At 74.1% G+C, this 21,551-nt stretch carries 19 protein-coding genes; 11 read left to right on the plus strand and 8 right to left on the minus strand.

Annotation, left to right across the window (positions count from 1 at the left end; genetic code table 11):
* The first annotated feature begins 5 nt into the window (after nucleotides 1–5).
* From ACIOC0_RS08500 to ACIOC0_RS08510, 3 genes are all read left to right on the plus strand, one after another.
* Entirely contained in the window at nucleotides 6–995 is a 990-nt protein-coding gene (locus ACIOC0_RS08500) for a glycoside hydrolase family 26 protein (protein WP_402153773.1), read from the plus strand.
* Between the two features lie 100 nt (nucleotides 996–1,095).
* Nucleotides 1,096–1,893, plus strand: coding sequence for a M23 family metallopeptidase (locus tag ACIOC0_RS08505; protein ID WP_402153775.1), 798 nt, complete (start codon nucleotides 1,096–1,098; stop codon nucleotides 1,891–1,893).
* Between the two features lie 116 nt (nucleotides 1,894–2,009).
* Nucleotides 2,010–2,198: a hypothetical protein gene (locus ACIOC0_RS08510; RefSeq protein ID WP_402153777.1), complete on the plus strand. Its 189-nt coding sequence runs from the start codon at nucleotides 2,010–2,012 to the stop codon at nucleotides 2,196–2,198.
* 31 nt (nucleotides 2,199–2,229) lie between these two features.
* On the opposite strand, the gene ACIOC0_RS08515 is transcribed toward ACIOC0_RS08510, so the two are convergent.
* Nucleotides 2,230–2,751, minus strand: coding sequence for a hypothetical protein (locus ACIOC0_RS08515; protein WP_402153779.1), 522 nt, complete (start codon nucleotides 2,749–2,751; stop codon nucleotides 2,230–2,232).
* 197 nt (nucleotides 2,752–2,948) lie between these two features.
* Between ACIOC0_RS08515 and ACIOC0_RS08520 the strand changes: the two genes are divergently transcribed.
* Together ACIOC0_RS08520 and ACIOC0_RS08525 are read left to right on the plus strand one after the other, a co-directional pair.
* A complete protein-coding gene (locus ACIOC0_RS08520; RefSeq protein WP_402153781.1) occupies nucleotides 2,949–3,506 on the plus strand; it encodes a hypothetical protein in 558 nt (185 codons plus the stop codon).
* 491 nt (nucleotides 3,507–3,997) lie between these two features.
* Entirely contained in the window at nucleotides 3,998–4,759 is a 762-nt protein-coding gene (locus ACIOC0_RS08525; RefSeq protein WP_207228743.1) for a DUF4142 domain-containing protein, read from the plus strand.
* A 14-nt stretch (nucleotides 4,760–4,773) separates the two neighbouring features.
* Here ACIOC0_RS08525 and ACIOC0_RS08530 read toward each other — a convergent pair whose 3' ends face one another.
* Nucleotides 4,774–6,417 carry a glycoside hydrolase family 13 protein gene (locus ACIOC0_RS08530; protein ID WP_402154360.1) on the minus strand — a complete coding sequence of 548 codons (1,644 nt, stop codon included), beginning with the start codon at nucleotides 6,415–6,417 and terminating at the stop codon, nucleotides 4,774–4,776.
* Nucleotides 6,418–6,699: 282 nt separating this feature from the next.
* Here ACIOC0_RS08530 and ACIOC0_RS08535 point away from each other — a divergent pair, with 282 nt between their 5' ends.
* On the plus strand, nucleotides 6,700–7,668 hold the full coding sequence (locus ACIOC0_RS08535) for an LAETG motif-containing sortase-dependent surface protein (RefSeq protein ID WP_402153783.1): 969 nt from the start codon (nucleotides 6,700–6,702) through the stop codon (nucleotides 7,666–7,668).
* Nucleotides 7,669–7,835: 167 nt separating this feature from the next.
* Here ACIOC0_RS08535 and ACIOC0_RS08540 read toward each other — a convergent pair whose 3' ends face one another.
* The gene (locus ACIOC0_RS08540; protein WP_402153785.1) at nucleotides 7,836–8,798 is read right to left on the minus strand and encodes a nucleoside hydrolase; all 963 of its coding nucleotides are present in this window, start codon (nucleotides 8,796–8,798) and stop codon (nucleotides 7,836–7,838) included.
* 220 nt (nucleotides 8,799–9,018) lie between these two features.
* Between ACIOC0_RS08540 and ACIOC0_RS08545 the strand changes: the two genes are divergently transcribed.
* Nucleotides 9,019–9,789 carry a hypothetical protein gene (locus ACIOC0_RS08545; RefSeq protein WP_402153786.1) on the plus strand — a complete coding sequence of 257 codons (771 nt, stop codon included), beginning with the start codon at nucleotides 9,019–9,021 and terminating at the stop codon, nucleotides 9,787–9,789.
* 171 nt (nucleotides 9,790–9,960) lie between these two features.
* On the opposite strand, the gene ACIOC0_RS08550 is transcribed toward ACIOC0_RS08545, so the two are convergent.
* Both ACIOC0_RS08550 and ACIOC0_RS08555 read right to left on the minus strand, forming a co-directional pair.
* Nucleotides 9,961–10,677, minus strand: a complete 717-nt coding sequence (locus tag ACIOC0_RS08550; RefSeq protein WP_402153788.1) for a GAF and ANTAR domain-containing protein — start codon at nucleotides 10,675–10,677, stop codon at nucleotides 9,961–9,963.
* Nucleotides 10,678–10,799: 122 nt separating this feature from the next.
* Complete coding sequence (locus ACIOC0_RS08555) at nucleotides 10,800–12,143, minus strand: tetratricopeptide repeat protein (RefSeq protein ID WP_402153790.1); 1,344 nt, start codon at nucleotides 12,141–12,143, stop codon at nucleotides 10,800–10,802.
* Nucleotides 12,144–12,321: 178 nt separating this feature from the next.
* On the opposite strand from ACIOC0_RS08555, the gene ACIOC0_RS08560 reads away from it, so the two are divergent.
* The gene (locus ACIOC0_RS08560) at nucleotides 12,322–12,510 is read left to right on the plus strand and encodes a hypothetical protein (RefSeq protein ID WP_402153792.1); all 189 of its coding nucleotides are present in this window, start codon (nucleotides 12,322–12,324) and stop codon (nucleotides 12,508–12,510) included.
* Between the two features lie 10 nt (nucleotides 12,511–12,520).
* Here ACIOC0_RS08560 and ACIOC0_RS08565 read toward each other — a convergent pair whose 3' ends face one another.
* Together ACIOC0_RS08565 and ACIOC0_RS08570 are read right to left on the minus strand one after the other, a co-directional pair.
* Nucleotides 12,521–13,813, minus strand: coding sequence for a hypothetical protein (locus tag ACIOC0_RS08565; RefSeq protein WP_402153794.1), 1,293 nt, complete (start codon nucleotides 13,811–13,813; stop codon nucleotides 12,521–12,523).
* Nucleotides 13,814–13,956: 143 nt separating this feature from the next.
* The gene (locus tag ACIOC0_RS08570) at nucleotides 13,957–15,129 is read right to left on the minus strand and encodes a PP2C family protein-serine/threonine phosphatase (RefSeq protein ID WP_402153796.1); all 1,173 of its coding nucleotides are present in this window, start codon (nucleotides 15,127–15,129) and stop codon (nucleotides 13,957–13,959) included.
* Nucleotides 15,130–15,242: 113 nt separating this feature from the next.
* Here ACIOC0_RS08570 and ACIOC0_RS08575 point away from each other — a divergent pair, with 113 nt between their 5' ends.
* Entirely contained in the window at nucleotides 15,243–15,704 is a 462-nt protein-coding gene (locus ACIOC0_RS08575) for a hypothetical protein (protein WP_402153798.1), read from the plus strand.
* A gap of 373 nt (nucleotides 15,705–16,077) precedes the next feature.
* Entirely contained in the window at nucleotides 16,078–17,037 is a 960-nt protein-coding gene (locus tag ACIOC0_RS08580; protein WP_402153800.1) for a hypothetical protein, read from the plus strand.
* A gap of 51 nt (nucleotides 17,038–17,088) precedes the next feature.
* Here the strand turns inward: ACIOC0_RS08580 and ACIOC0_RS08585 are convergent, their stop codons facing one another.
* Nucleotides 17,089–19,176 (minus strand): PhoX family protein, encoded by a 2,088-nt coding sequence (locus tag ACIOC0_RS08585; protein ID WP_402153802.1) that lies wholly within the window; start codon nucleotides 19,174–19,176, stop codon nucleotides 17,089–17,091.
* Between the two features lie 253 nt (nucleotides 19,177–19,429).
* On the opposite strand from ACIOC0_RS08585, the gene ACIOC0_RS08590 reads away from it, so the two are divergent.
* A complete protein-coding gene (locus ACIOC0_RS08590) occupies nucleotides 19,430–21,463 on the plus strand; it encodes a VWA domain-containing protein (protein ID WP_402153804.1) in 2,034 nt (677 codons plus the stop codon).
* Nucleotides 21,464–21,551 lie beyond the last annotated feature (88 nt).

The following is a 21,551-nucleotide window of genomic DNA, read 5'->3' on the forward strand; positions in this document are numbered from 1 at the left end:
GCATCATGAGCCCGGTGCCCCACCCCCTTCGCGCGCTCCTCGCCGTCGTCGCCGCCCTCGTCCTCGTCTCCGGGGCTGCCTGCGCCCCCCTCGGGGACGACCACGACGCCCGTCCGCCCGGCGACGTGCCCGCCTTCGGGGCCTACGTCGGGTACGACTCGGAGGGCGTGCGGCGGATCGCCGGGCTCGACGGCTGGGTCGGCGCGGCCACGCCCCGGGTCGGGCGGGCGTACCTGCCCGGGGACCGGTGGAGCAACATCGAGGGGACGCCCGGGTATCTGACGCACTGGGCTCAGTGGCGCAAGGCCCGCGCCGACCGGATGTTCGTGCTCAACGTGCCGATGCTGGAGCGCACCGAGGGCGGTCTCGACGACGCCACCGTGCGGGCGGAGCTGCGCCGGGGCGCCCGGGGCGAGTACGACGCCCACTTCCGCGCGCTCGCCAGGCGACTGGTCGCGCTCGGGGTGCCCGACACCGTGCTGGTCGTCGGCTGGGAGATGAACGGCATCACCTACGCCCACCGCTGCGGCCCCGACCCGGTGGCCTGGAAGCGGTACTGGGCGCGGATCGTGACCGCGATGCGCTCGGTGCCGGGGCAGCGGTTCCGGTTCGACTTCACGCCCAACCGGGGGTTCGACGCCGTCCCGTGGACCGAGTGCTACCCCGGCGACGGGTATGTCGACGTCATCGGCATGGACGCCTACGACCAGCCCCGGGGCATGCCCTTCGAGGAGCAGGTCGCCGAGCCGTACGGCCTGGCCGCGCACGTGCGGTTCGCCGCGGAGCACGGCAAGCCGGTCTCGTACCCCGAGTGGGGTCTGTGGCGCAACGGAGACAACCCCGCCTACATGCACGGCATGCTCGACTGGTTCGCCCGCCACCGCCCCCTGTACCAGACCATCAGCGACTACTGCCCCCACGGGGTCTGGCGCTGCCGCGCCAACCCGCGTTCGTCGCAGGTGTACCGGGAGGTGACGGGGGAGCTCGGGTACTGAGGGCCCTCGCGCTGCCCGAGCGGGCCCTCCGGGGGCCGTTCGGGGGAGCGGGCGGTGCGTCGCCGGGGGAACGGGGAGGGTGCGGTCGGATGATCGCAATATGCGACGAGAACACCCCGCGTACCCGCCGCTGACGCGCCTCGGCACCGTGAGCGGGGGCGCCGTTCTGGCGGCCGTGCTCCTGGTCGTGCTGGCCGTGGCGCCCGCCGGCGCCGGGGGCGACGACACGTTCCGCAAGGCGACCGCCCGTTCCGTGCGGGCCCATGAGGAGGCCCGCCGGCACGTCGACCGGCTGCGCGCCGCCGACGCCGCACCCACGCGGATCAAGGCCGCCGAACGCCGCCGCAAGGCGCTCCGGGCCGCGCTGTGGGGACGGCTGTGGACGGCGGCGAAGGCGTCCGGCGACCCGGTCGCCGTCGACCCCGGCGGACACGCCGGGGGCTGCTCCGCCCGTGACCGCGATCGCAGCCGCCCGCCCCGGCGCCCCCTCGCCTGGACCGCGCCGACCCGCGACTACTGGCTCTCCGCCGGCTACGCCGACCGCGGCGCGCACTGGGCCCACCGGCACACCGGACAGGACTTCGCCGTGCCCACCGGCAGCCCCGTGCTCGCCGTCGGCCCCGGCACCGTACACGCCACGACCTGCGGCGACGGCTTCGGCCGGCAGGTCGTCGTCCGCCATCCCGACGGCTACTTCACCCAGTACGCCCATCTCTCCCGCATCGACGTCCGCCCCGGCCGGCGCGTCGTGGCGGGCCAGCGCCTGGGCCTGTCCGGGGCGACCGGCAACGTCACCGGCCCCCATCTCCACTTCGAGGTCCGCGTCACGCCGTACATGGGCTCGTCGGTGTCGCCCCTGCCCTGGCTGCGGCGCAAGGCCGTGAAGGTGACGGACTGAGCAGCCCCTCGTCCCCGACCGACCGGCCCCGCGTGATCCGCGCGCGGCGGTGCGCCGCCTCCCGGCACGCTGGTGCGTCCGGCGCGACGCGCGCGGAAGCGGGGGAGGGACGAGGAGTGATCAGACGGCGTCACGTCGCCCGGGGCGTCTCCGGCGGCTACCGCATCCGGGACAACCGGAGACGCCGCTTCTGGGGCGACTTCTACGACTTGTGCCCCGACGACCTGCTGGCCGAGCTGAGCGGACCGGCGGACCGGGACCGCGTCGTCGCTCTCATGCGCCGGTACAAGATGGCCAAGCGCTGAGCGGTCCACGCGTCGCCCCGGGGCCGGTCGGTCACATCGGCGGCGTGCCGGTCCGCGCGTGCTGGGCGTGCGTCGGGCGGTACACGGCGAGCGCCCAGATCACGAAGACGTCGATCGCGATCAGGATGATCGACCAGACCGGCGCATACGGCAGGAACAGGAACTGCAGGACCAGGCTCAGCGACGCCAGCACGATGCCGGTGAAGCGGGCCCACTCCGCGCCCTTGAGGATGCCCCAGCCGGCGGCGGCGGCGACCACACCGAGGATCAGCAGGAGCCAGCCCCAGCCGGTGAGGCTGATCTCGTACACGTAGTCGCCGACGCGCGCGTACACGTCGTCCTCGGCGATCGCGGCGATGCCCTGGAAGATGGCGAGGATGCCGTTGACGATCATCAGCACTCCGGCGAAGACGGCCCCGCCGACGGCCCAGCCGCTCTCCGCGGCGGGGTGGGAGGAGCGGCCGGGCGAACCGGAAGGGCGGCCGGTGCCCTGGTGGGAGGGGTCCCAGACCGGGGAGCTCTGGGGCGTTTGGGAGCGCGACGCGTCGGTCATGGCCGTACCCGCCTCTTCTCTTTCTCGGGGGGACTGTCTCGGGGGCTTACCTCACGACCATCCGCCGCGGCCGGCGCCGCCACCACGGGGGCTGCTCCGAACGGGTGAGGCGGCGGGAGACGGCATGTCGCATCCCGCCGACGCACCGGGCCGGATCTTCACTGGACACCAAGGACCCCACCCACGCCGGAGGCGACATGGCAGCCCACCGCACCCCCACGGCGACGCCGACCCGCGCCCGCCCAGCCCGCCCGCTCCTCCCCGTCCTGGTAGCGGTGTTCACGCTCGCCGCCTCCCTCGTCCTCGCCGGCTGCTCCGACGAGGAGAGCCCCTCCACCGTGACCAGCAAGGCCGCCTCCGCCGCCGAGTCGCTGGAGAACCGGGCGACCGCCGCCGCGTCCTCCCTCGCGGCGCAGGCCACCGGCGCCATCGCCTCGGCCACCGCGGAGATCGGCCACAAGCTGGACGGCATCAAGGGCGGCCAGGACGCCAAGAAGGACGTGAAGCTCGGGCCGGCGAGCACGGACCCCGACGGCCGCGCGAAGGCCGAGGTCACCGCCACCAACCCGGACGACGCGAAGAGGTCCTTCGCCGTCCAGGTCAACTTCACCAACACCGACGGCACCACGCTCGACACCGTCCTCGTCACCGTCCCCGACGTCCCCGCCGGCGGCACCGGCACCGCCACCGCACGCAGCAGCCACGGCCTGTCCGGCGAAGTGAAGGCCCAGTTGGGCCGGGCCGTCCGCTACTGAGCGCCCCGCCGCCGAGGCGCCCCGGCAGACGACGGCACTCGCGGCGACGCTCTTCGCGGTCGCGATGACGTTCATCGGCCCCACCGCCGTCGTCCCCGCGGCCCCCGACATCGTGGACGAGCCACACCTGTCGGCCTCGTGCATCCGGTGGGCGGGCAACGCCCGTCTGCTCGCGCTCGGCGGCCGGCTCACCGATCTGCCCGGGGCGCGCCGCGTGGTCGTGGGCTGCGCGGTCGGCTTCCTGTCCGCCCTGCGCCACCCCGGCGGGCGGGGTCACGACCGACGCCGGCCGCAGCGACCGTTCACCGGTCTGACCTGCCCCGCACGGCACCGCGTCCCCCCGTGCTGCGAACCTCCGGGCAAACTTTCTGCGGGCTCGGATGAATCTTCGTGCCCTCGCGTGCGTACTCCTGTGTGTCGACCCCGCCGGGCATGAGCCAGGCGGTATCCCCTAGGGGGCAGGAGGAACGGTGCGTTTTTCTCGGAACGTGATGGGAACTGCCTTTGTGGGCGGTGCCCTGAGCTTGACCCTGGCCGCGCTGGCCTATCCGTCGATGCTGGGGCTGGACACTGTCTCCACCTCCGGCGACCGGGTCATCGCCAACACCCAGTGGGGTCCTCTGACCGAGAGCGACCGCAACTTCGTGGTGGCCGTGCGGGCGGCGGGCCTGTGGGAGTACCCGGTGGGCTTCATCGGCCTGCAGAAGGGTCAGAGCCCCGCGGTGAAGACCGCCAGCGAGCACCTGATCGACGGTCACGCGGCCCTGGACACCACCTGCCGCAAGGTCGCCCCGATGCTGAACATCACACTGCCCAACGTGGCCAGCCCTCAGCAGATGGGATTCGTCAGCACCCTCCAGGCCGCCCAGGGCAAGCAGTTCGACATCGAGTTCGCCAACATCCTGCGCATGACGCACGGTTCCATCTTCAACACCATCGCGAAGATCCGGTCCACCACCAAGAACACCATCGTTCGCGCGCTGGCCGACCAGGCCAACGACACCGTTCTCGACCACATGACGGTGATGGAGAAGACCGGCATGGTCGACTTCGACCAGACGCTGTTCAACCAGACGACGCCGCCGAAGCTGCCCAAGTCGGACACCACACCGCCGCCGCCGGCCCCCGGACAGCCGATGGTCGTCCTCACCCCGCCGGCCACCGCCACGTCCACGCCGGTGGACATCGACGCCGCGGCCGTCGTCGGCGGCGGAGCGGCCCCGGCCCCCGCGCCCACCGCGCCCCAGCAGTAGGCCCGTTCGAGGGCCTACGCCAGCCAGACCGTCGTGTCCGGGCCGAGCGCGCCGTCGTCGAGCGGCGCGCTGCTCAGCAGCACCTCGCCGAGCGGCAGCGGCACGGGCTCCGGAGACAGGTTGACGACGCACCGCCATCCGTCGGTGCGGGCGAAGGCCAGCACACCGGGCGGGCTGCCCGGCTCCCAGGTCAGCTCCTCGCCCTGGAGCAGTTTGCGGCGCAGGCGCAGGGCCGTGCGGTAGAGCTCCAGCGTGGAGCCCTCCACGCCGTCCTGCGCCTCGACCGCGTACCGGGCGAAGGACTCCGGCTGCGGCAGCCACGCCCCGCCCGCGCCGAAGCCGTACGAAGGTCCCGTCGTCGTCCACGGCAGGGGCACCCGGCAGCCGTCGCGGCCCTTGCGCACCCGCCCGGACTGTTCCCACAGCGGGTCCTGGAGGACCTCCACGGGCAGTTCGGCGACCTCCGGCAGCCCGAGTTCCTCACCCTGGTAGACGTACGACGAGCCGGGCAGCGCCAGCATCAGCAGGGTGGCCGCGCGGGCGCGGCGCAGGCCGGCGTCCTCGTCGACGCGCGGGGCCCGTCCCCCGGACAGCAGCCAGGCGTTGTCGTCGGCGTCCGCGGGGAGCATCAGCCGGCAGGTGTGGCGGATCACGTCGTGGTTGGAGAGCACCCAGGTCGCCGAGGCGCCGACGGCCCGTGCGCCGGCCATGGACGAAATGATCACCTCACGCAGGGCGTCCGCGTCCCAAGGCGCCTGCAGATACTCGAAGTTGAAGGCCTGGTTCAGTTCGTCGGGGCGGGCGTACAGGGCGCGGCGGGCACCCGGAACCCAGGCCTCGGCGACCGCCGTGCGGGGCGGGGAGTAGGCGTCGAGGACGCGGCGCCAGTCGCGGTAGACGGCGTGGACCTCGTCGCGGTCGTAGAAGGGGTGGGCGCCCGGCGCCATCGCGGCGAGGGCCGTCTCGCCGGACCCGCCGTCCGGTCCGAGGTCGCGCAGCGGCTCGCTCAGGTCCTTGACGAGCGCGTGCGCCACGTCCACGCGGAAGCCGTCGACGCCCCGGTCGGACCAGAAGCGCAGGGTGGTGCGGAAGTCCTCGTGGACCTCCTCGTGGTCCCAGTTCAGGTCGGGCTGCTCGCGGGCGAAGAGGTGCAGGTACCACTGGCCGTCCGGGACCCGCTGCCAGGCGCTGCCGCCGAAGACGGACTGCCAGTCGGACGGCGGGCGTTCGCCGCGCGGGCCACGCCCGTCGCGGAAGACGTAGCGGTCGCGGGGGGGCGATCCGGGGCCGGCGGCCAACGCCTCCTGGAACCAGACGTGCAGGTGGGAGGTGTGGTTGGGGACCAGGTCGACGATCACCTTCAGGCCGAGGCGGTGGGCCTCGGCGGTCATCGCGTCGAAGTCGTCCAGGCCGCCGAGCCGCGGGTCGACGTCCCGGTGGTCGATGACGTCGTAGCCGCCGTCGGCCAGCGGGGACGGGTAGAACGGGCTGAGCCAGAGCGCGTCGACGCCGAGCGCGGCGAGATGCGGCAGCCGTTCGGCGACTCCTCGCAGGTCGCCGAGTCCGTCGCCGTCGGCGTCGGCGAAGCTGCGCGGGTACACCTGGTAGACGACGGCCTGACGCCACCAGTCGGGGTTGCGGGAGGACAGATCGGGCACGGCGCTGTTCGCGTGGTCGGTCACGTACCGAAGCCTGTCCAGTTTGCCGGGAAGGTGAACACCGCGCTTTCCGGACCGCCCCATTCCGAACCTGGGGAACTCGTGAGGGAATTTTGAACACCCCCTCCATTGGCCCAGGTTGACAGCCGTCCACCGGTCGACCCACGATGTGCGCACACTGTGGCGCGTGTGACCAATGAGCCCAGTGTTTCTTCTGTTCCGACCCGTCACCCCGGGCTGCTTCGCCATGCCGTGACGGGCCCTCGCCGAGATGGGATTCGCATGTCCATAGCGAGACGTGTTTCCGCAGGCCGCCTGCTGGGGGCGGGCGCCGCTTCGATCGCCCTGTGCGCCGCGTCCGTCGCCGCCGCCACCGGCGCCTTCGCCGGCACGGGTGCTCCCGGCGGCGACGGCTGGAAGTCCGGCGGCCAGTACCAGCCGGGCACCGGCGCGGGCACCGAGACGGGAACCGACCGCTGCCAGTTCTCGCTCGACGGCAAGCAGTTCTTCGACTCCGTCCGCGTCGACGACCAGAACCTCAAGCCCGGCGGCGACGGCAAGGTCCACGTCACGGTCCGCACCGCGGGCGACGCCTCCTCCTGCACCGCCTCCCTGGCCTCCTACCTCGCCCACGGCGCCACCTTCCCCACCTCCGGTCTCCAGGTCTTCGTCGACTTCGACACCGTGACGGTCAAGGCGGGCCAGACCGACACCCTCGACATCGCGGTGCCCGACGCGGGCTGCTACGCGCAGGTCGACCTCTACCGGGGCGCGGTGAAGTTCGACGGCGTGCTCGACGCGAAGGACGGCTTCGAGCACGGGGAGCTGCCCAAGGGCCCGGACCGGCCGGTCATCAAGGACAAGCTGATCGCCGCCTGGAACGGCGGCACGAAGGACTGCACGCCCACCGAGCAGCCGCCGTCGAGCCCGCCTGCCAGCTCGCCGGGCGTCCCCTCCTCGCCGTCGGCGCCGGCCTCGCAGCCGCCGGCCGGCACGCCGTCGCAGAGCACCTCGCAGCCTCCGACGGACACCCCCTCGACGAACACCGAGTCCCCGTCCCCGTCCGCCCCGGCGCCCAGCGCCTCGGAGTCGACCCCGGCTCCCGCACCCACGCCCAACGGCGGAGGCGGCGACCTGGCGGAGACCGGCGCGAACGGCAACACCGGTGTTCTCGTCGGCGGATCGGCGGCGTTGCTCGCGGCGGGCGCTGCGATCGTCGTGGCCACGCGACGCCGCAAGGCCACGCGCTGAGGCGACGCCAGTCGCTCACAGGGGCCTGAACGGGGCCTGAAGGGGCTCGAGGGCGTGTCCCGCTGAGCGGGGGCGCCCCCGGGTCCGTACCTGAACTCGACGCCGGCCGGGCCGTGGGAAACCGGCCGGCGTCGGCCGTCACCGGACCCCTGACCCCTCCGGCTCGGTCACGGCTTCTCCACCGTCGTCAGCCAGAGGCTGACGTACCGGTCCGCGTCCACGCCCAACGCCACGTCCACCAGGGTCTGTTCGCGTCCGCCCTCGTGGATCTCCGACTCGCCCGGGACCGGGCGGCGGTCGACGACGGTCTGGCCGCGCGTCGGTCCCGGAGCCAACGACACCTCCACCGGCAGCAGTTCGGTGGTCAGGCCCGCCGGGTCGACGACCGCGCACACCGCGCCCGCGTCGCCCAGACCGCCCGTCGGCGTCGGGTCGCCCGAGGAAGCGGGATCCCGGTGGGCGAGGAGCTCACCGGCCAGTCGCAGCCGCGGCTCGGAACTGGCGCGCAGCCTCTGCACGTCCCCCGCCGGGACGAGCACCCGCTGGAACACGTCGAGCCCGTACATCGTGATCGGCACCCCGGCCGTCAGCAGGATCGCCGCCGCCTCCGGGTCGTGCCAGACGTTGAACTCCGCCACCGGGGTGGCGTTCCCGGTCGCCACCGACCCGCCCATGAACACGATCCGCTCGATGTTGCGGACCACCTCGGGATGCGTGCGCAGCAGCAGGGCGATGTTGGTGAGCGGCGCGGTCGGGACGAGCGTGACCGGGCGCGGCGAGGCGAGGATCTCGCGCCGCAGCAGCGTCACCGCGTCCACGTCGACCGGCGCCCTGGTCGGCGCGGGCAGCCCGAGGTCGCCCATCCCGTCCGCCCCGTGCACGTGCCGGGCCGTGCGCACCGGCTCGATCAGCGGCCGCTCCGCCCCGCGCGCGACGGGGATGTCACCGGCGCCGGCCTGCTCCAGCACGGTCAGCGTGTTGCGGACGACGCCGTCCACATCGGTGTTCCCGGCCACACAGGTCACCGCCCGCACGTCGAGCCCGGGGTGCCGGACGGCGAACAGCAGGGCCAGGGCGTCGTCGACGCCGGTGTCGCAGTCGATGATCACCGGGACGGGCTGACCGGTCACGGCGGACCCCCTCTTCCTGGGAACTCCCTGGGAAGTTCCTGACAACGGCTCTCCGACAGCGACCTTACGCACCTCCCCGCACGCGTGCGGCCACCCGGGTGCAGCAGTCGCGTAGCCCGGACGGATCGTCCCGGTCGTCGGGGGGTGGGCCAGGTGGTGGCGTGGGGGTGGCAGTGCCTTGTGTCCGCCCCCCTTCGGCCGATGCGGGAGGAACCCTCCGATGAACCGCCGTGCCCTCCTCGCCGGCGCCCTGTCCGGCGCCGGGATCCTGCTCGGCGCGGCCGCCTGCGCCACGCTCGGGCTGGAGCATCCGCCCACGGCGCGCCCGCCGCAGCCGACGGTGGGCCAGTCGTCGGCGAAGCCGGCCGCGCCGGCCGCGTCGTCGGTCCTCACCGACGCGCAGGCGCAGGCCGCGCTCATCACCGACTCCGACCTCGGCGCCCCCTGGATCCCCACCCGGGGCGCCGCGACCTGGCGGGACGGCATGCTCAAGGCGACCACGCCCACCGCCGAGTGCCAGAAGCTGCTGGACGGCCTGTACGCCGACGAGCTGCTCGGCGGGCCGGCCCGGGCGGTCGTCGCGCTCGACGACGCCGACACCGGGGCCCAGCTGCGCTACCAGCTCACCGACCGGCGGCCCCGGGACGCCGACCGCGCCCTGGACCGGATGCGGACCCTGCCGGGCCGATGCGCCCGGTTCACCGCCCGGGCCCCGGACGACACCGTGCTGGACGTGGTGGTCACCGACCTGGCACTGCCGGAGGTCGGCGACGCCCGTCAGGGACTGCGGGTGACGCTCACGAACTGGGAGACCGACGGCGACCCGATCACGCTCTCCCTCGACGTCGCCGCCGTCCGCGCCGGCGAGGACACCTTCGTCCTCACCAACGGCAGCATGGGCGACGTACCGAACGAAGCCACCCAGGCCGCGGTGCAGCTCGGGGTGCAGCGGCTGAAGGAGGTCAGGAAGCAGGGCCGGGTGCAGGTGTGACGGCGGACGCCGACCGTCGCCGGCACGCGGGCGTCGGTCCGCCCGGTCCGAGGGGGCGTGCACGGCGTCGGTCCACCCTGGTCCGAGGGGGCGTGCACGGCGTCGGTCCACCCTGGTCCGAGGGGGCGTGCACGGCGTCGGTCCGCCCGGTCCGCGCTGGCGCGCCCGGCGTCAGTCCGTGTCGAAGCGGGTCTGTCTGGCGACCACCTCGTGCGCCACGTCCAGCACCGTGCGGCCCGCCGCGAACGCGTGGGCGCGCAGCAGGGCGAGCGCCTCGGCGGAGGCCACCTTCCGCTGGGCCATGACCATGCCCACCGCCTGGTACACCTCGTCGTGGTCGGTGGCCAGCGGGCTCAGCCACAGCCCGTCGCCGCGCCGGCCCGCCTCCTCCCCGCGCGGCAGCGCCATCAGCGCCACCGTCAGCGCGTCCGCCACCAGCCGGGCCGTACGCACCTCGTCGGCGGTCAGATCGCCAGGCACGTCACGGTAGAGGTCGAGGGTGCCCACGCACACCGAACGGTCGCCCAACGGCAGCGCGTACACCGCGCGCACGCCGACCGCCGCGGCCTGCTGGGCGAACACCGGCCAGCGTGAGGCGTCCCGGCCGGTCGTGAGATCGCGGGCGAAGACGGGCGCACCGGTCTCCGCCGCCCGCAGACACGGCCCGTCGCCCAGCGTGGCCTGCATCTCCATGAGGTGCGCGGCCCGCGCGCCGCTCGCGCTCAACGGCACGGGCATCCCGTCCCCGCACAGCGACACGCTCGCCCCGCTCACCGGCAGCAGCCGCACCGCGGCGGCGCACAGCCGGTCCGGCACGTCACCGGCATCGACGCCCCGCACCGCCCGGGCGAGCACCTCGGCGGCCGGCTCCCTTTCCCGATCGCGCACGGCGACCACCTCCGCGCACGGGCTCCCCCACGTCTCTTCGTCGTCGGGCCGGGTAACCCCGCCGCCCCGCCGGAAACCGGCGACGAGACGGCTTCTCGCCCGGGCTCCGCGTGGCTCGGGCGCTACAGCGGCGGCTGCGCCGGGGCCGGGCCCAGCGTCGTCGTGCCCGGGGCCGTGCGGTGGCCCAGGCCGGTGCGGTAGGCGTCGAGCGCGGCCTCGACCCGCCCCGTACGGCGCAGCAGATCGCCGAGCAGCCGGCACAGGTCGGCGAGGTCACCGGCCGCGCCGGCCCGCTCCAGCAGGCTGAGCGCGCGTACGTAGTGCTCCTCGGCGGTGTCGGTGTCGCGGGCGTCCTCCGCGATGATGCCGAGCAGCCGGTGCGCCGCCGCCGAGTGCAGGGCCCCGCGCTCGGCGGTGAAGTCGCTGAGCACCCCGCGCAGCAGCGCGGCGGCCTCCTCGGACTTGCCGCGCCGGTGCAGCACGTCGGCCAGCTCGACGGCCACCTGGCTGGAGTAGAGGGCGGCCCGCTTGGCGGAGAGCATGTCCAGGGCGAGCCGCATCTCGCTCTCGGCGCGCTCCAGTTCGCCGTTCTGCGCGCACACGTAACCGCGCATCCAGTGGCAGTTGGCGAGCTCGGTGCGGATCTGCAACTGCCGGTACAGCTCGGCCGCCTTGGCGAGGGAGGCGTCGGCCTCGGCGACGCGTCCCTCAGCGAGGAGCGTGCGGGCGACGGACCGGTGCATCCGCGCGACGAGTTCCGGATCGCCGGCCTGCGGGGCGAGCGCGAGGGCGAGTTCGGCGGCCTGAGCGGCGCGGGCCTGGGCGCCCATGTCCATGTAGGGGCCGATGACGCTGGCGTAGAGGAGGAGCAGCGCGTCCGGGTCGTGCAGTCCGCCGCGGTTGAGCTCGTCGAGGGTGGACTCCAACAGGTAGACGGCGTACCGCAGTTCACCGGCCAGGTAGTGGGAGACGGCACGGCCGCGGAGGGCGGGGACCCGGGCGGGCAGCGGCGCGTCGGCGAGGGTCCGCTCGGCGCGCTCGAAGTACCCCCGCCCGACCTCCAGTTCGCCCCTGACCAGCCCGCATTCGCCGAGTCCGAGGAGGGCGGCGGCCACTTCGGCCGTCAGGGCGTGCTCCTCGGCGTCGGCGAGCACCGACTCGAACGCCTCGGCCGCCGCCTCCGTGGCGCCCGTGGCGAGGGTGCGCTGTGCGTCCGTGAGGCGCAGCCGCAGTCCGGTGACCAGCCGGGCCGAGCGCCCGGTGGCGAGCTCGTCGAACTCGACGCCGAGCCGCTCGGCGAGATGCCTGAGCGCGTCGTCGGAGGGCCGCACCCGTCCGGACTCCAGGGTGGAGATGTAGGCGGGCGTGTACGCCGGCTCCGCCAACTGCTTCTGAGTCAGCCCGCGTTCGATGCGGAACTGCTGCACTCTTCTGCCGATGACGCTGGGATCATCGCGTTCCGCCATCGCCCAACTCCCCTGCTGCCCCTTGCCGTTCGGCTCCCCCAGCGCCTAGGTTAAACGGCGGGTTAAGCATCCGTACGGAGGATGCTTAACTCGCGACAGCCACGGTTCGCACTCTGTCACGCAAAGCCGCTCTGTCGCTCCCGCGCTCTGTTGCTCCTGCCGCTCCAGCGAGGTAGCCGTGCCCGAACGCACCGACACCCCCGGGCGTCTCACCAGGGGACTCGCCGCCGCCCTCATCGCCGTGACCGCCCTGGTCCTGGCCGCGAACGCGGGCCCGACCCGAGGGGCGGAACCCTCCCGCACCCAGCACACCCCCCACGTCAACCCCGACACGGACTCCTCGGCGGCGCGGACCGGCGTCCGCTGAGGTCGCGGGCTCAACTCTGCGTCTGGAGCTGCAGCCGGCGCAGTTGACGGTGGACGTGGTCCAGGGCGCCCTCACGACGGCCGGGGACCCGCGCGCGCAACTCCGCCAGAGCCGGGCCCAGTTCGCGGGCGCTGTCCGTCTCGCCGATGCGTCCCCACTGGTGGTGCGCCCGGTCCACGGCCGCCTCCACCGCGGGGGCGTCGGCAGGCTGTCCCGCGGTCAGCCGGGCGCCGGCCACCGCCATCCACGCACGGCAGCTGCGCGCCGCGTCCCCCGCGAACATCGCCAGGTCGGCCCGCACCTCGGCCCAGTGCAGCGTCTCCTCCGACCCCGCCCCGTGCTCGACGGCGGCGGACCGCTCCCAGCGGGCGGCGAGGGCGTCGGCGTCGGCATGCCGCCCGGCCTGGACGGCGGCGGCGATGGCGAGGTGGGGATCGGTGTCCACCGGGGCCGGCGGGACGGGGGCTCCGGGGAAGTGGGCGGGGAGCGGGGGGAGCGGGCCGGAGGGGGCGGGGATGGCGAGGGCGGCTCCCGGCGCCGTACGCGGGGCCGCGACCGCGCCCGTTCCTGCACCCGCGCCCGTTCCTGCACCCGCGCCCGCACCCGTTCCTGCACCCGCGCCCGCACGCACACCCATGCCCGCGCCCGTGTTCCCGCCGCCCGGAAGGCCGGTCCCCGTGCCCGACAGGACCAGGTCCCCCACTTCCCCCTCGCCCGCGATCCGCGCCGCCGCCATGTGGTGCAGCTGCTCCAGCGGAGGCCTGCCACCGCTGCGCAGCACCGTGGCCACGGCCTTCATGTACGTCGGCACAGCGACCCGCCGCCGGCCGGGCGGCGGCGCGATCCGCCCGTGCACGGCCACCGTCGGCCCGCAGTCCAGCGCGTTCGCCCGCAGCCACACCCAGCTCTCGGCGTCGGCGTGCAGATCGAGGACGAGAGTCGTCGTCCCCGCCGCCCGCAGCCGCAGCTCCTCACGGAACCAGTGCCAGGGGAACCCGGTGTACCGCACGGTCGCCGGCGTGGTCCTGGCCAGCGCGAGATGGGGCAGCCGCTGACGCCGGTCGAGCTGGAGCTGTCCGGTGACGAACAGGGTCAACGGCCCCGGCGAGGCCGCCGCGGCCCGCAGCCGGGTGAGGACGGCCTGCGGCTCCAGCGGATCGGCGAGCTCGACGACGTTCGCGGTCTCGGTGCCGGCCAGCACGGCCGGCGGCACCGCCGCGAGCACGGGGAGCACCGAGGCCGCGTCCACCAGGCACCCCTTGCCCGCCGGCGAGGCCGCGAGCAGCAGCACGGTTCCGGGCATGGTCCCTCCCCTGTCGATCACGTACGTCAGCACGGTAACCGCTGAGCCGACGAAGGAGGGCCTCAGCCCGTCAAACGTCCCCATACGGAGCGTCCGTCCAGGGAGCGTTCGTCGGCCCGCCCACCCCGCCGCACCTTCGCCCGTCAAGCCCTCCCCTCCCTCCGCACGGCGAAGATCGTCGTGTCGTCGGCGAGACGTCCCCCGCAGTGCCTCAGCGTGCGGTCGCGGACGAAGGCGACCAGGCGGGCGGGATCGGCGATGCGCGGATCCCGGGCGAGTGCGGCGGTGACGTCCTCGACGAGCGGGTAGAACGCGCCCTCCCGGTCCCGGGCCTCGGTGACCCCGTCGGTGACGAGGAGCAGCGTCTCCCCGGGCGCGAGCGCGGTCCGCAGCACGGGCGGCGGACCGCCGTCGGTGAGCTCGGCGAGACCGAGCGGGAGCCCCTCGGCCAGCGGCAGCAGCCGTACGCCGTCGGGCCCCACCGCGAGCGGCGGCTCGTGCCCGAAGTCGACGACCTCGACGACCCCCGCCTCCCCCTTGCGGAACCCCAGCAGCACGGCGGTGGCGAAACGGTCGCCGTCGTCGCGGCCGAGGGCCACGGTGTGGCCGCGGTGCCGCTGCATCCGGGTCTCCAGCCGGCCGGCGACGGTCGCGAGTTCCGGTTCGTGGTCCGCGGCCTCGCGGAAGGTCCCCAGCAGCGCGGCGGCCGCCTCCACCGCGCCGAGTCCCTTGCCCTGCACGTCGCCGAGGAGGACGCGGGCGCCGTTCGGGCCGGGCTGGATGTCGTAGAAGTCGCCGCCCATACGGGCGTCGGCGTCCGCGGCGAGATACTCCTCGGCGTGGTCGAGGCCGCCCCAGCCGGGCGGCAGCGGCCGCAGCACCGTGCGGCGGGTGGTCGCGGCGATGTGCTGCATGTGCAGCATGCGCTGCTCGCCGCGTACCCGGACCGCGGCGGCGAGGACGGAGAGGATGCCGCCGGCGAGGACGAGGACGAAGTCGGCCGGCCCCGCCCGGTACTGGACCGGCCAGGCGTCGTCCGCGACGACGTAGGTGAACAGCGCGAGCACCGCGAACAGCGCCGTCGTCCACACCCCGCACAGCGCGGCGGCGATCGCGGCGACGAACACGCACCACGAGACGATCCGGAACTCGCCGCTGGTGTTGTAGTCGACGAAGGCGATGACGACGAGGGTCAGCAGCGGCACGAGCCAGGTCACGCTGCGGCCCCGGATCCGCAGCAGCCGATGGCGCTCGACGTGCCGGCGCCGGGCCCGCGGGGAGCGGTAGGGCAGCCCCTGACGCCCACGGTCGCTCACGGATTCAGCGAAACACGCACCGCGCCCTGCCGCATCCGGGCAGCCGACTTGCCACCGCACCCCACCCAGGTGTGCCCTGGAAGGCGGGGGCGAGGAGAGAGAGGAGTGCTCTCATGGCTCATGCGGTATCCGCGTCGGGCGTGCCCCGCACGCCCATCGGGCCCGGCGCCGGCGGCGGCGCCCCGCCCGACGTCTTCGACTCGCGCACCCATCTGATCGCCAAGTGGGCGGTGCCCGTCGCCCTCGGGCTGGTCTACGGGTACTGGGCCGCCGCCAACCAGCGCAGCGGCGGGCCGATCACCGGCTGGAACGTCCTGTTCGGCTTCGTGACCGCCCTCGTGTTCGTCGCGCTGTACGCCGGTGTGCGCGCCCTCGCCCGGCACCGGCGGCGCGAGGTGCACGCCCTGCTGTGGGCGGCGTTCGCCGGCTGCGCGATGGGCTTCCTGGTCAACCAGTCCGGCACGAGCGTCCTCTACTCCGTGGGCATCTCCCTCGCGACCGCGGCCGGCTTCTTCGCGGTGCTCTTCTACCGCTACTACACGCACGAGGACGCGGAGGGACACCAGATGAGCTGAGCCCCACGTCGGCCGGCGCGGACACGGCGGCGGTGCTCGGGCGCCGACGACGCACGCGGGCCGCGGCGGTGCTCAGGAGCCGACGACGCACGCGGGCCCCGGCGGTGTTCGCCGGGGCCCACGCGTTTCCCTCATCCCTCCACTCACCGGGCGGACGGGATCGCTCCCACCGCCCGACGAGGCTCTCGGACTCCCCCCAGAACCATGAGACACCCGTTCGGGTGAACGCTCCACCGGAGGCCGCCCCGCGCGAAGCGCCCCCCGGCCTGCGGGCCGCCACCCGAGCGGCCGCGCCCCGCTCGCGCCCGCCGCACCCGCGCCCTTGCCTGGAGACACACCGGTACCCCGGCACTCCGGAGAAGGGGGTGGAACCGTGGCCACGACCGTCACCGGCACCACGACGCGCGGTGTCACCACCGCCGCCGCCTCCCGACGCCTTCGGAACGCCGTATCGGCCGCCCTGATCGCACTGTCCTGCCTCCTGCTGCCCTGCGGCGCGCTGGCCGCCTGGGCCGCGTACGGCCTCACCGACACCGGCCGCTACGTCGCCGCCATGGCCCCGCTCGCCTCCGATCCGGCCGTCCGGGACGTGGTCGCCGAGACGGTCGGCGACGGCATCCTGCGCGAGGCCGCCCTCGGCCGCCATCCCCTGCACGCCGAGGTGAAGCCCTTCGTCCACGACGCGGTGCGCTCCTTCACCCACACCCGCGCCTTCCACACCGCGTGGGACGCCGGCAACGAGGCCGCGCACCGGGCCGTCATGACGGCGCTGCACGACGACCGCGCCGACGACGTCAGCGTCGACCTGGCCCCCGTGGTCGACGGCATAAAACGCCAACTGGCTGCCGACCACGCCCCGTTCGCCGACCGCATCCCCGTCACGCACACCCGGGTCGCACTGCTCCCGGCCCATGACCTGGTCACGCTCAGGAAGGGCTACCACGTGCTCGACGTCGCCGCCTTCTGGCTGCCGCTGACGGCGGTCCTCCTCGCCGCCGGCGGCATCGCCCTGGCCGCCTGCCGCCGCCGCGCACTCACGGCGACCGCCCTGGGCACGGCCCTCGGCGGCGCCCTCCTCGGCCTCGCGGTGTCCCTCGGCCGCCGCCTCACCCTCGCCGACCTCCCCGACCAGACCCACCGCCCCGCGGCCGCCGCCGTCTACGACGCCCTCACCACCACCCTGCGCACCGCGTCCTGGCTGCTCGTGGCGCTGGGCCTGACCACCGCGGCGGCCACCTGGCTGACCCACCGAGCACGCCTCGCCCGCCGACGTCCCGCGGGGGCCCCGGCGCACTCGGCGCGCCCGGGGAAGCGGCCGCGGACCGAGGTGTAGCCGTGAGGAGGGGGCGGGCTCGGAGCCGTGGAACCGTGCCCGCCCGGGCGGTCAGACGCCGACGTCCTCCCCGTCGCCCCGCCAGACGGCCACCACCGCCGGCCGCACGATCTTCCCGGCCCCGTCGGGCCAGACGCTCTTCGGGTTCTCCACGGACGCCCCGTCCAGCTCCCCCGGGTGTTGGACGGCCACGACCACCCGCCGCTCCTGGATGATCGGCCCGCACGTCTCCGCCCCGTTCGGCACCGTGAGGAACTGCTTCAGCTCACCCCGCCGCGGGCCCCGGGTGGCCACGCCGAACAGCCCGTCGTGCGACCCGAGCTGCGAGCCGTCCGTGGAGATCCACAGGTTGCCGTACGGATCGAAGGCCACGTTGTCGGGGCAGGAGATCGGGCTGACGGCGTCCTTGGGGAACCCGGCGAAGTAGGTGGCCGGATCGTCCGGATCACCGGCGACGAGGAACAGCGACCAGGCGAACCGGGTGGACTCCGCCCGGTTCCCGCGCTCGGTCAGCTCCAGCACGTGCCCGTGCTTGTTGGCGTTGCGCGGATTGGCCTCGTCCGCCTTGGCGTTGGCCCCGACGCCGCGGTTACTGTTGTTCGTCAGCGCGACGTACACCTTCCCGGTCACCGGGTTCGGCTCGATGTCCTCGGGCCGGTCCATCTTCGTCGCGCCGACCTTGTCACCGGCGAGCCGCGTGAAGACGAAGACCTCCTCCGCCGTCATCCCCTCCACGTGCGAGACGGCGCCCCGCGCGCTCGCGGTGGCCAGCGGGATCCACTCCCCGCTGCCGTCGAACTCCCCGTCGCCCGGCAGCTTCCCGGTGCCGTCGATCTCGATCGCGGGCGAGTCCCCGGTGAGCTTCGCGACGTACAGCGTCCCCTCGTCGAGCAGCGACAGGTTGTGCTCGCGCGCGGCACGCGAGCCGCCCTTGCGCATCCGCTTGCTGCCGACGAACTTGTAGAAGTAGTCGAACCGTTCGTCGTCCCCGGAGTACACGACCGGCCGCCCGTCGTCGGTGAGCCGGACCGTCGCCGCCTCGTGCTTGAAGCGGCCGAGCGCGGTGTGCTTGCGGGGCGTGGAGTCCGGGTCGTACGGGTCGAACTCGACGACGTAGCCGAACCGGTGCACCTCGTTCGGCTCCTGGGCGACGTCGAACCGCTTGTCGAACCGTTCCCACTTGCGCTCACTGGCCCCGGTGCCGATGCCGTACCGCTTGTCGGTGGCGCGGCCGCTGTTGGCGAAGTACTGGTTGAAGTTCTCCTCGCCGTGGAGCGTGGTGCCCCAGGGCGTGGTGCCGCCGGAGCAGTTGTTGAGCGTGCCGAGGACCTTGCGGCCCGTCGGGTCGGCGGAGGTCCGCAGCAGCGGGGACCCGGCGGCGGGGCCGGTGATCCGGAACTCGGTGGTCGCGGTGACGCGCCGGTTGAGCGGATGCCGCGGCACGGCGGTCAGCCGCCCGGTGCGCCGGTCCTCCTCCACGACGACGGCGGAGAGGCCGTGCGCGGCCCAGGCGATCTCGGCCTGCTCCCGGGTCGGGTTCGCGGCGTCGTAACCGCGGAACATCAGGATCTCGTCGGTGTACTCGTGGTTGGCGACGAGCAGTTGCCGTCCGCACTCACCGGGCAGCGGCAGCAGGGAGAGGAAGTCGCAGTTGTACCCGAACTGCCCGGCCTGGGCCTTCGCCGTCTGCTTCTCCGGGTCGAAGGCGGGAGCGCCGCGCAGAATGGGCTCGCCCCAGCGGATGACGACGTTCTGCCGGTACCCGTCGGGGACGACGACGGCGTCGACGGTGTTGGGCGCGACGGCGGAGTAGCGCAACCCCCGGGCGGCCTTCCCCGTCGCACCCCCCTTCCCGTACGTCCCCTGGGCCGCGGCCTCCCGCGTCGCGGCGGCGGCCGGCCGGGCCCCGGTGACGCCGGCCGCACCGGCGGCGCCCGCGACGGTGACGACGGCGGCGGCACGCATCATCGACCGGCGGCTCAGGGCTCCCGCGATGACATCGCCGACGTACTCGTTGGCACTGGTGTTGGGCACCTCCTGGAAGCAGGCGTCACCACACCGGAACCGGCAGGTCATGGCGGAACGTCCGCCGGGATGTGAATGGGACGGCGTTCCGATCAGCGGCAGCGGTTTGCGCACTCTGTTCTCCCCTTGCGTGCCCGTGGTGTGAGCGTGACGCTAGGGGCGTCTTTGTGCGGGGGCGCTGACGCTGAGTGAACGACGGGTGAATCCCCGGCATCCGCACGGGTGTTGAGCCGGAGCGAAGACGGCATTGACACGCCCGCCCCCCGCCCGCTCACCCCTACCCAAGATCACCACCGGGGGCCGCTAACCTTACGTGTCCGTCCTGGCCAGGGATTGACGGGCTTCAACTCAGCGAAGGGTTGCGCACATGGGCATTCTCTCTCTCCTGCGGAACGCGTTCGGCCGGTCACGCAAGGAGCGCACCGCCGAGGCAGAGACTGCGGAACGGATTCCCACCCAGGAAACCCCGTCAGCCCCCACACCTGCCGCCGCCCCCGAGCAGCCCCCGGCCCGCATCCCGGACCCCCGCCCGGAACCCGGCGACGACCACGACCTGGTCACGGCAGCCTTCGACAACGTAACGGTCCCGAAGCAGCCCGACCCCTCCCCGACAACGAAGCCCCCGGCCCCCGAGGCCGAGGCCGTCGCCGAGCCGCCGGCACCCGAGCGGGAGCCTGCCGCCGACCTCGAGCCGACAGCGCCCGAACCCAAGTCGACCGTGGCCGAGCCGGAGCCGACGGCGGCGGAGCCGGAGTCGGCTGCGCTGGAGCGGGAGGCTGTCGCCGACCCCGAGCCGACAGCGGCCGAGCCCGAGTCGACTGCACCCGAGCAGGAGGCTGTCACCGACCCCGAGCCGACCGTGGCCGAGCCCGAGTCGACTGCACCCGAGCAGGAGGCTGTCACCGACCCCGAGCCGACCGTGGCCGAGCCCGAGTCGACTGCACCCGAGCAGGAGGCTGTCACCGACCCCGAGCCGACCGTGGCCGAGCCGGAGCCGACGGCACCCGAGCCCGAGCCTGAGCTGTCGGTGGAGGCCCCGGCTACGGAGCCGAAGGCGGAGCCCGCCCCAGAAGAGCCCCCGGCAACCCCCGAGGCCGAGGCAGCGCCCTCGACCGATGAGCCCACGCCGGCAGCCGAAGCCGAGGCGACGGCGACCCGCGAGGCTGAAGAGGTGACGGAAGAGGCCGAGACCGCCACCGAGGCCCAGCCGGAGCCGGTCGCGGAGGCAACCCCGGAGTCCGAGCCGACCGAGCCCGCAGCTCAGCAGCCCGAGCCTGCGGCGGAGCCGGCGACTCAGCAGCCCGACGCCACGGCCGAACCGGCGGAGCCCACCGCGCAGAGCGGGCCCGCGGACGCCGACGGCGAGGACGCCCCGCAGGGGCCACCCGCAGCCGACGACGAAACCCGCACGGGCGATGCGGGTGGGAACACCCCGGCCGAAGGCGAAGCCGAGGCCGCAACCACGCCGGAGGCCACCACCGCACCCGAGGCCGAAACCGCGCCCGAGGCCGAGCCCGCCCCCACGGCCAAGCCGGCGGAGCCGACCGCGCAGAGCGGGCCCGCGGACGCCGACGGCGAGGACGCCCCACAGGGGCCACCCGCAGCCGACGACGAAACCCGCACGGGCGATGCGGGTGGGAACACCCCGGCCGAAGGCGAAGCCGAGGCCGCAACCGGGACCGAGGCCAGCCACAAAGCCGACGCCGAGGACAGCCCCGAACCCGATGCCGGCGACAAGACCGGCGCCAAGGCCAGCCCCGCAACCCCACCCCACCTCACCACCGCCCACACCGCAGCCGCCTCCACCCTCGAGAAACTCAACCTCTCCGAGGCCCGGGCGGACATCTACCTCGTCCTCGACCGCTCCGCGTCCATGCGCCCGTACTACAAGGACGGCTCGGTCAAGGCCCTGGCCAACCAGACCCTCGCCCTCGCCGCCCACCTCGCCGAGGGCAAGAACGTCCACGTCGTCTTCTTCTCCACCGAGCTCGACGGCACCGCCGACCTCACCCTCACCGACCCCGAGGACAAGGTCGACGACCTGCACGCAGGGCTGGGCCGCATGGGCCGTACCAGCTACCACGCCGCCGTCGAGGCCGTCGTGGAACACCACGTGGCGCGTCACAAGAAGGCCCCGAAGACCCCCGCCCTCGTCGTCTTCCAGACCGACGGCGCCCCCGACGCGAAGACCCCCGCCACCCAGTCCCTCACGGACGCCGCGAAGAACCACCCCTCCCTCTTCTTCTCGTTCGTCGCCTTCGGCGAGCACGACAACAAGGCCTTCGACTATCTGCGCAAACTGAAGACCGGCAACACGTCGTTCTTCCACGCGGGCCCGACCCCCTTGGAGCTCACGGACGCCGAGCTCTACGAAGGCGTACTGGCCACCTGGCGCCCGTAGCCCCGACGGCGCCCACCCCGCCACCCGGTCACCCGTGACACCGACCCCCGTGCCGCCCCCTTCTCACCCCGTAAAACGAGAAGCGGGC

Source organism: Streptomyces sp. NPDC088254 (assembly GCF_044740925.1).
GTDB lineage: Bacteria > Actinomycetota > Actinomycetes > Streptomycetales > Streptomycetaceae > Streptomyces.

Bases quoted from the DNA above. Each gene is read 5' to 3' on its own strand.
- ACIOC0_RS08500 (WP_402153773.1), top strand. From the start codon at position 6: ATGAGCCCGGTGCCCCACCCCCTTCGCGCGCTCCTCGCCGTCGTCGCC.
- ACIOC0_RS08505 (WP_402153775.1), top strand. From the start codon at position 1,096: ATGCGACGAGAACACCCCGCGTACCCGCCGCTGACGCGCCTCGGCACC.
- ACIOC0_RS08515 (WP_402153779.1), bottom strand. From the start codon at position 2,751: ATGACCGACGCGTCGCGCTCCCAAACGCCCCAGAGCTCCCCGGTCTGG.
- ACIOC0_RS08520 (WP_402153781.1), top strand. From the start codon at position 2,949: ATGGCAGCCCACCGCACCCCCACGGCGACGCCGACCCGCGCCCGCCCA.
- ACIOC0_RS08525 (WP_207228743.1), top strand. From the start codon at position 3,998: ATGGGAACTGCCTTTGTGGGCGGTGCCCTGAGCTTGACCCTGGCCGCG.
- ACIOC0_RS08535 (WP_402153783.1), top strand. From the start codon at position 6,700: ATGTCCATAGCGAGACGTGTTTCCGCAGGCCGCCTGCTGGGGGCGGGC.
- ACIOC0_RS08545 (WP_402153786.1), top strand. From the start codon at position 9,019: ATGAACCGCCGTGCCCTCCTCGCCGGCGCCCTGTCCGGCGCCGGGATC.
- ACIOC0_RS08555 (WP_402153790.1), bottom strand. From the start codon at position 12,143: ATGGCGGAACGCGATGATCCCAGCGTCATCGGCAGAAGAGTGCAGCAG.
- ACIOC0_RS08565 (WP_402153794.1), bottom strand. From the start codon at position 13,813: ATGCCCGGAACCGTGCTGCTGCTCGCGGCCTCGCCGGCGGGCAAGGGG.
- ACIOC0_RS08575 (WP_402153798.1), top strand. From the start codon at position 15,243: ATGGCTCATGCGGTATCCGCGTCGGGCGTGCCCCGCACGCCCATCGGG.
- ACIOC0_RS08590 (WP_402153804.1), top strand. From the start codon at position 19,430: ATGGGCATTCTCTCTCTCCTGCGGAACGCGTTCGGCCGGTCACGCAAG.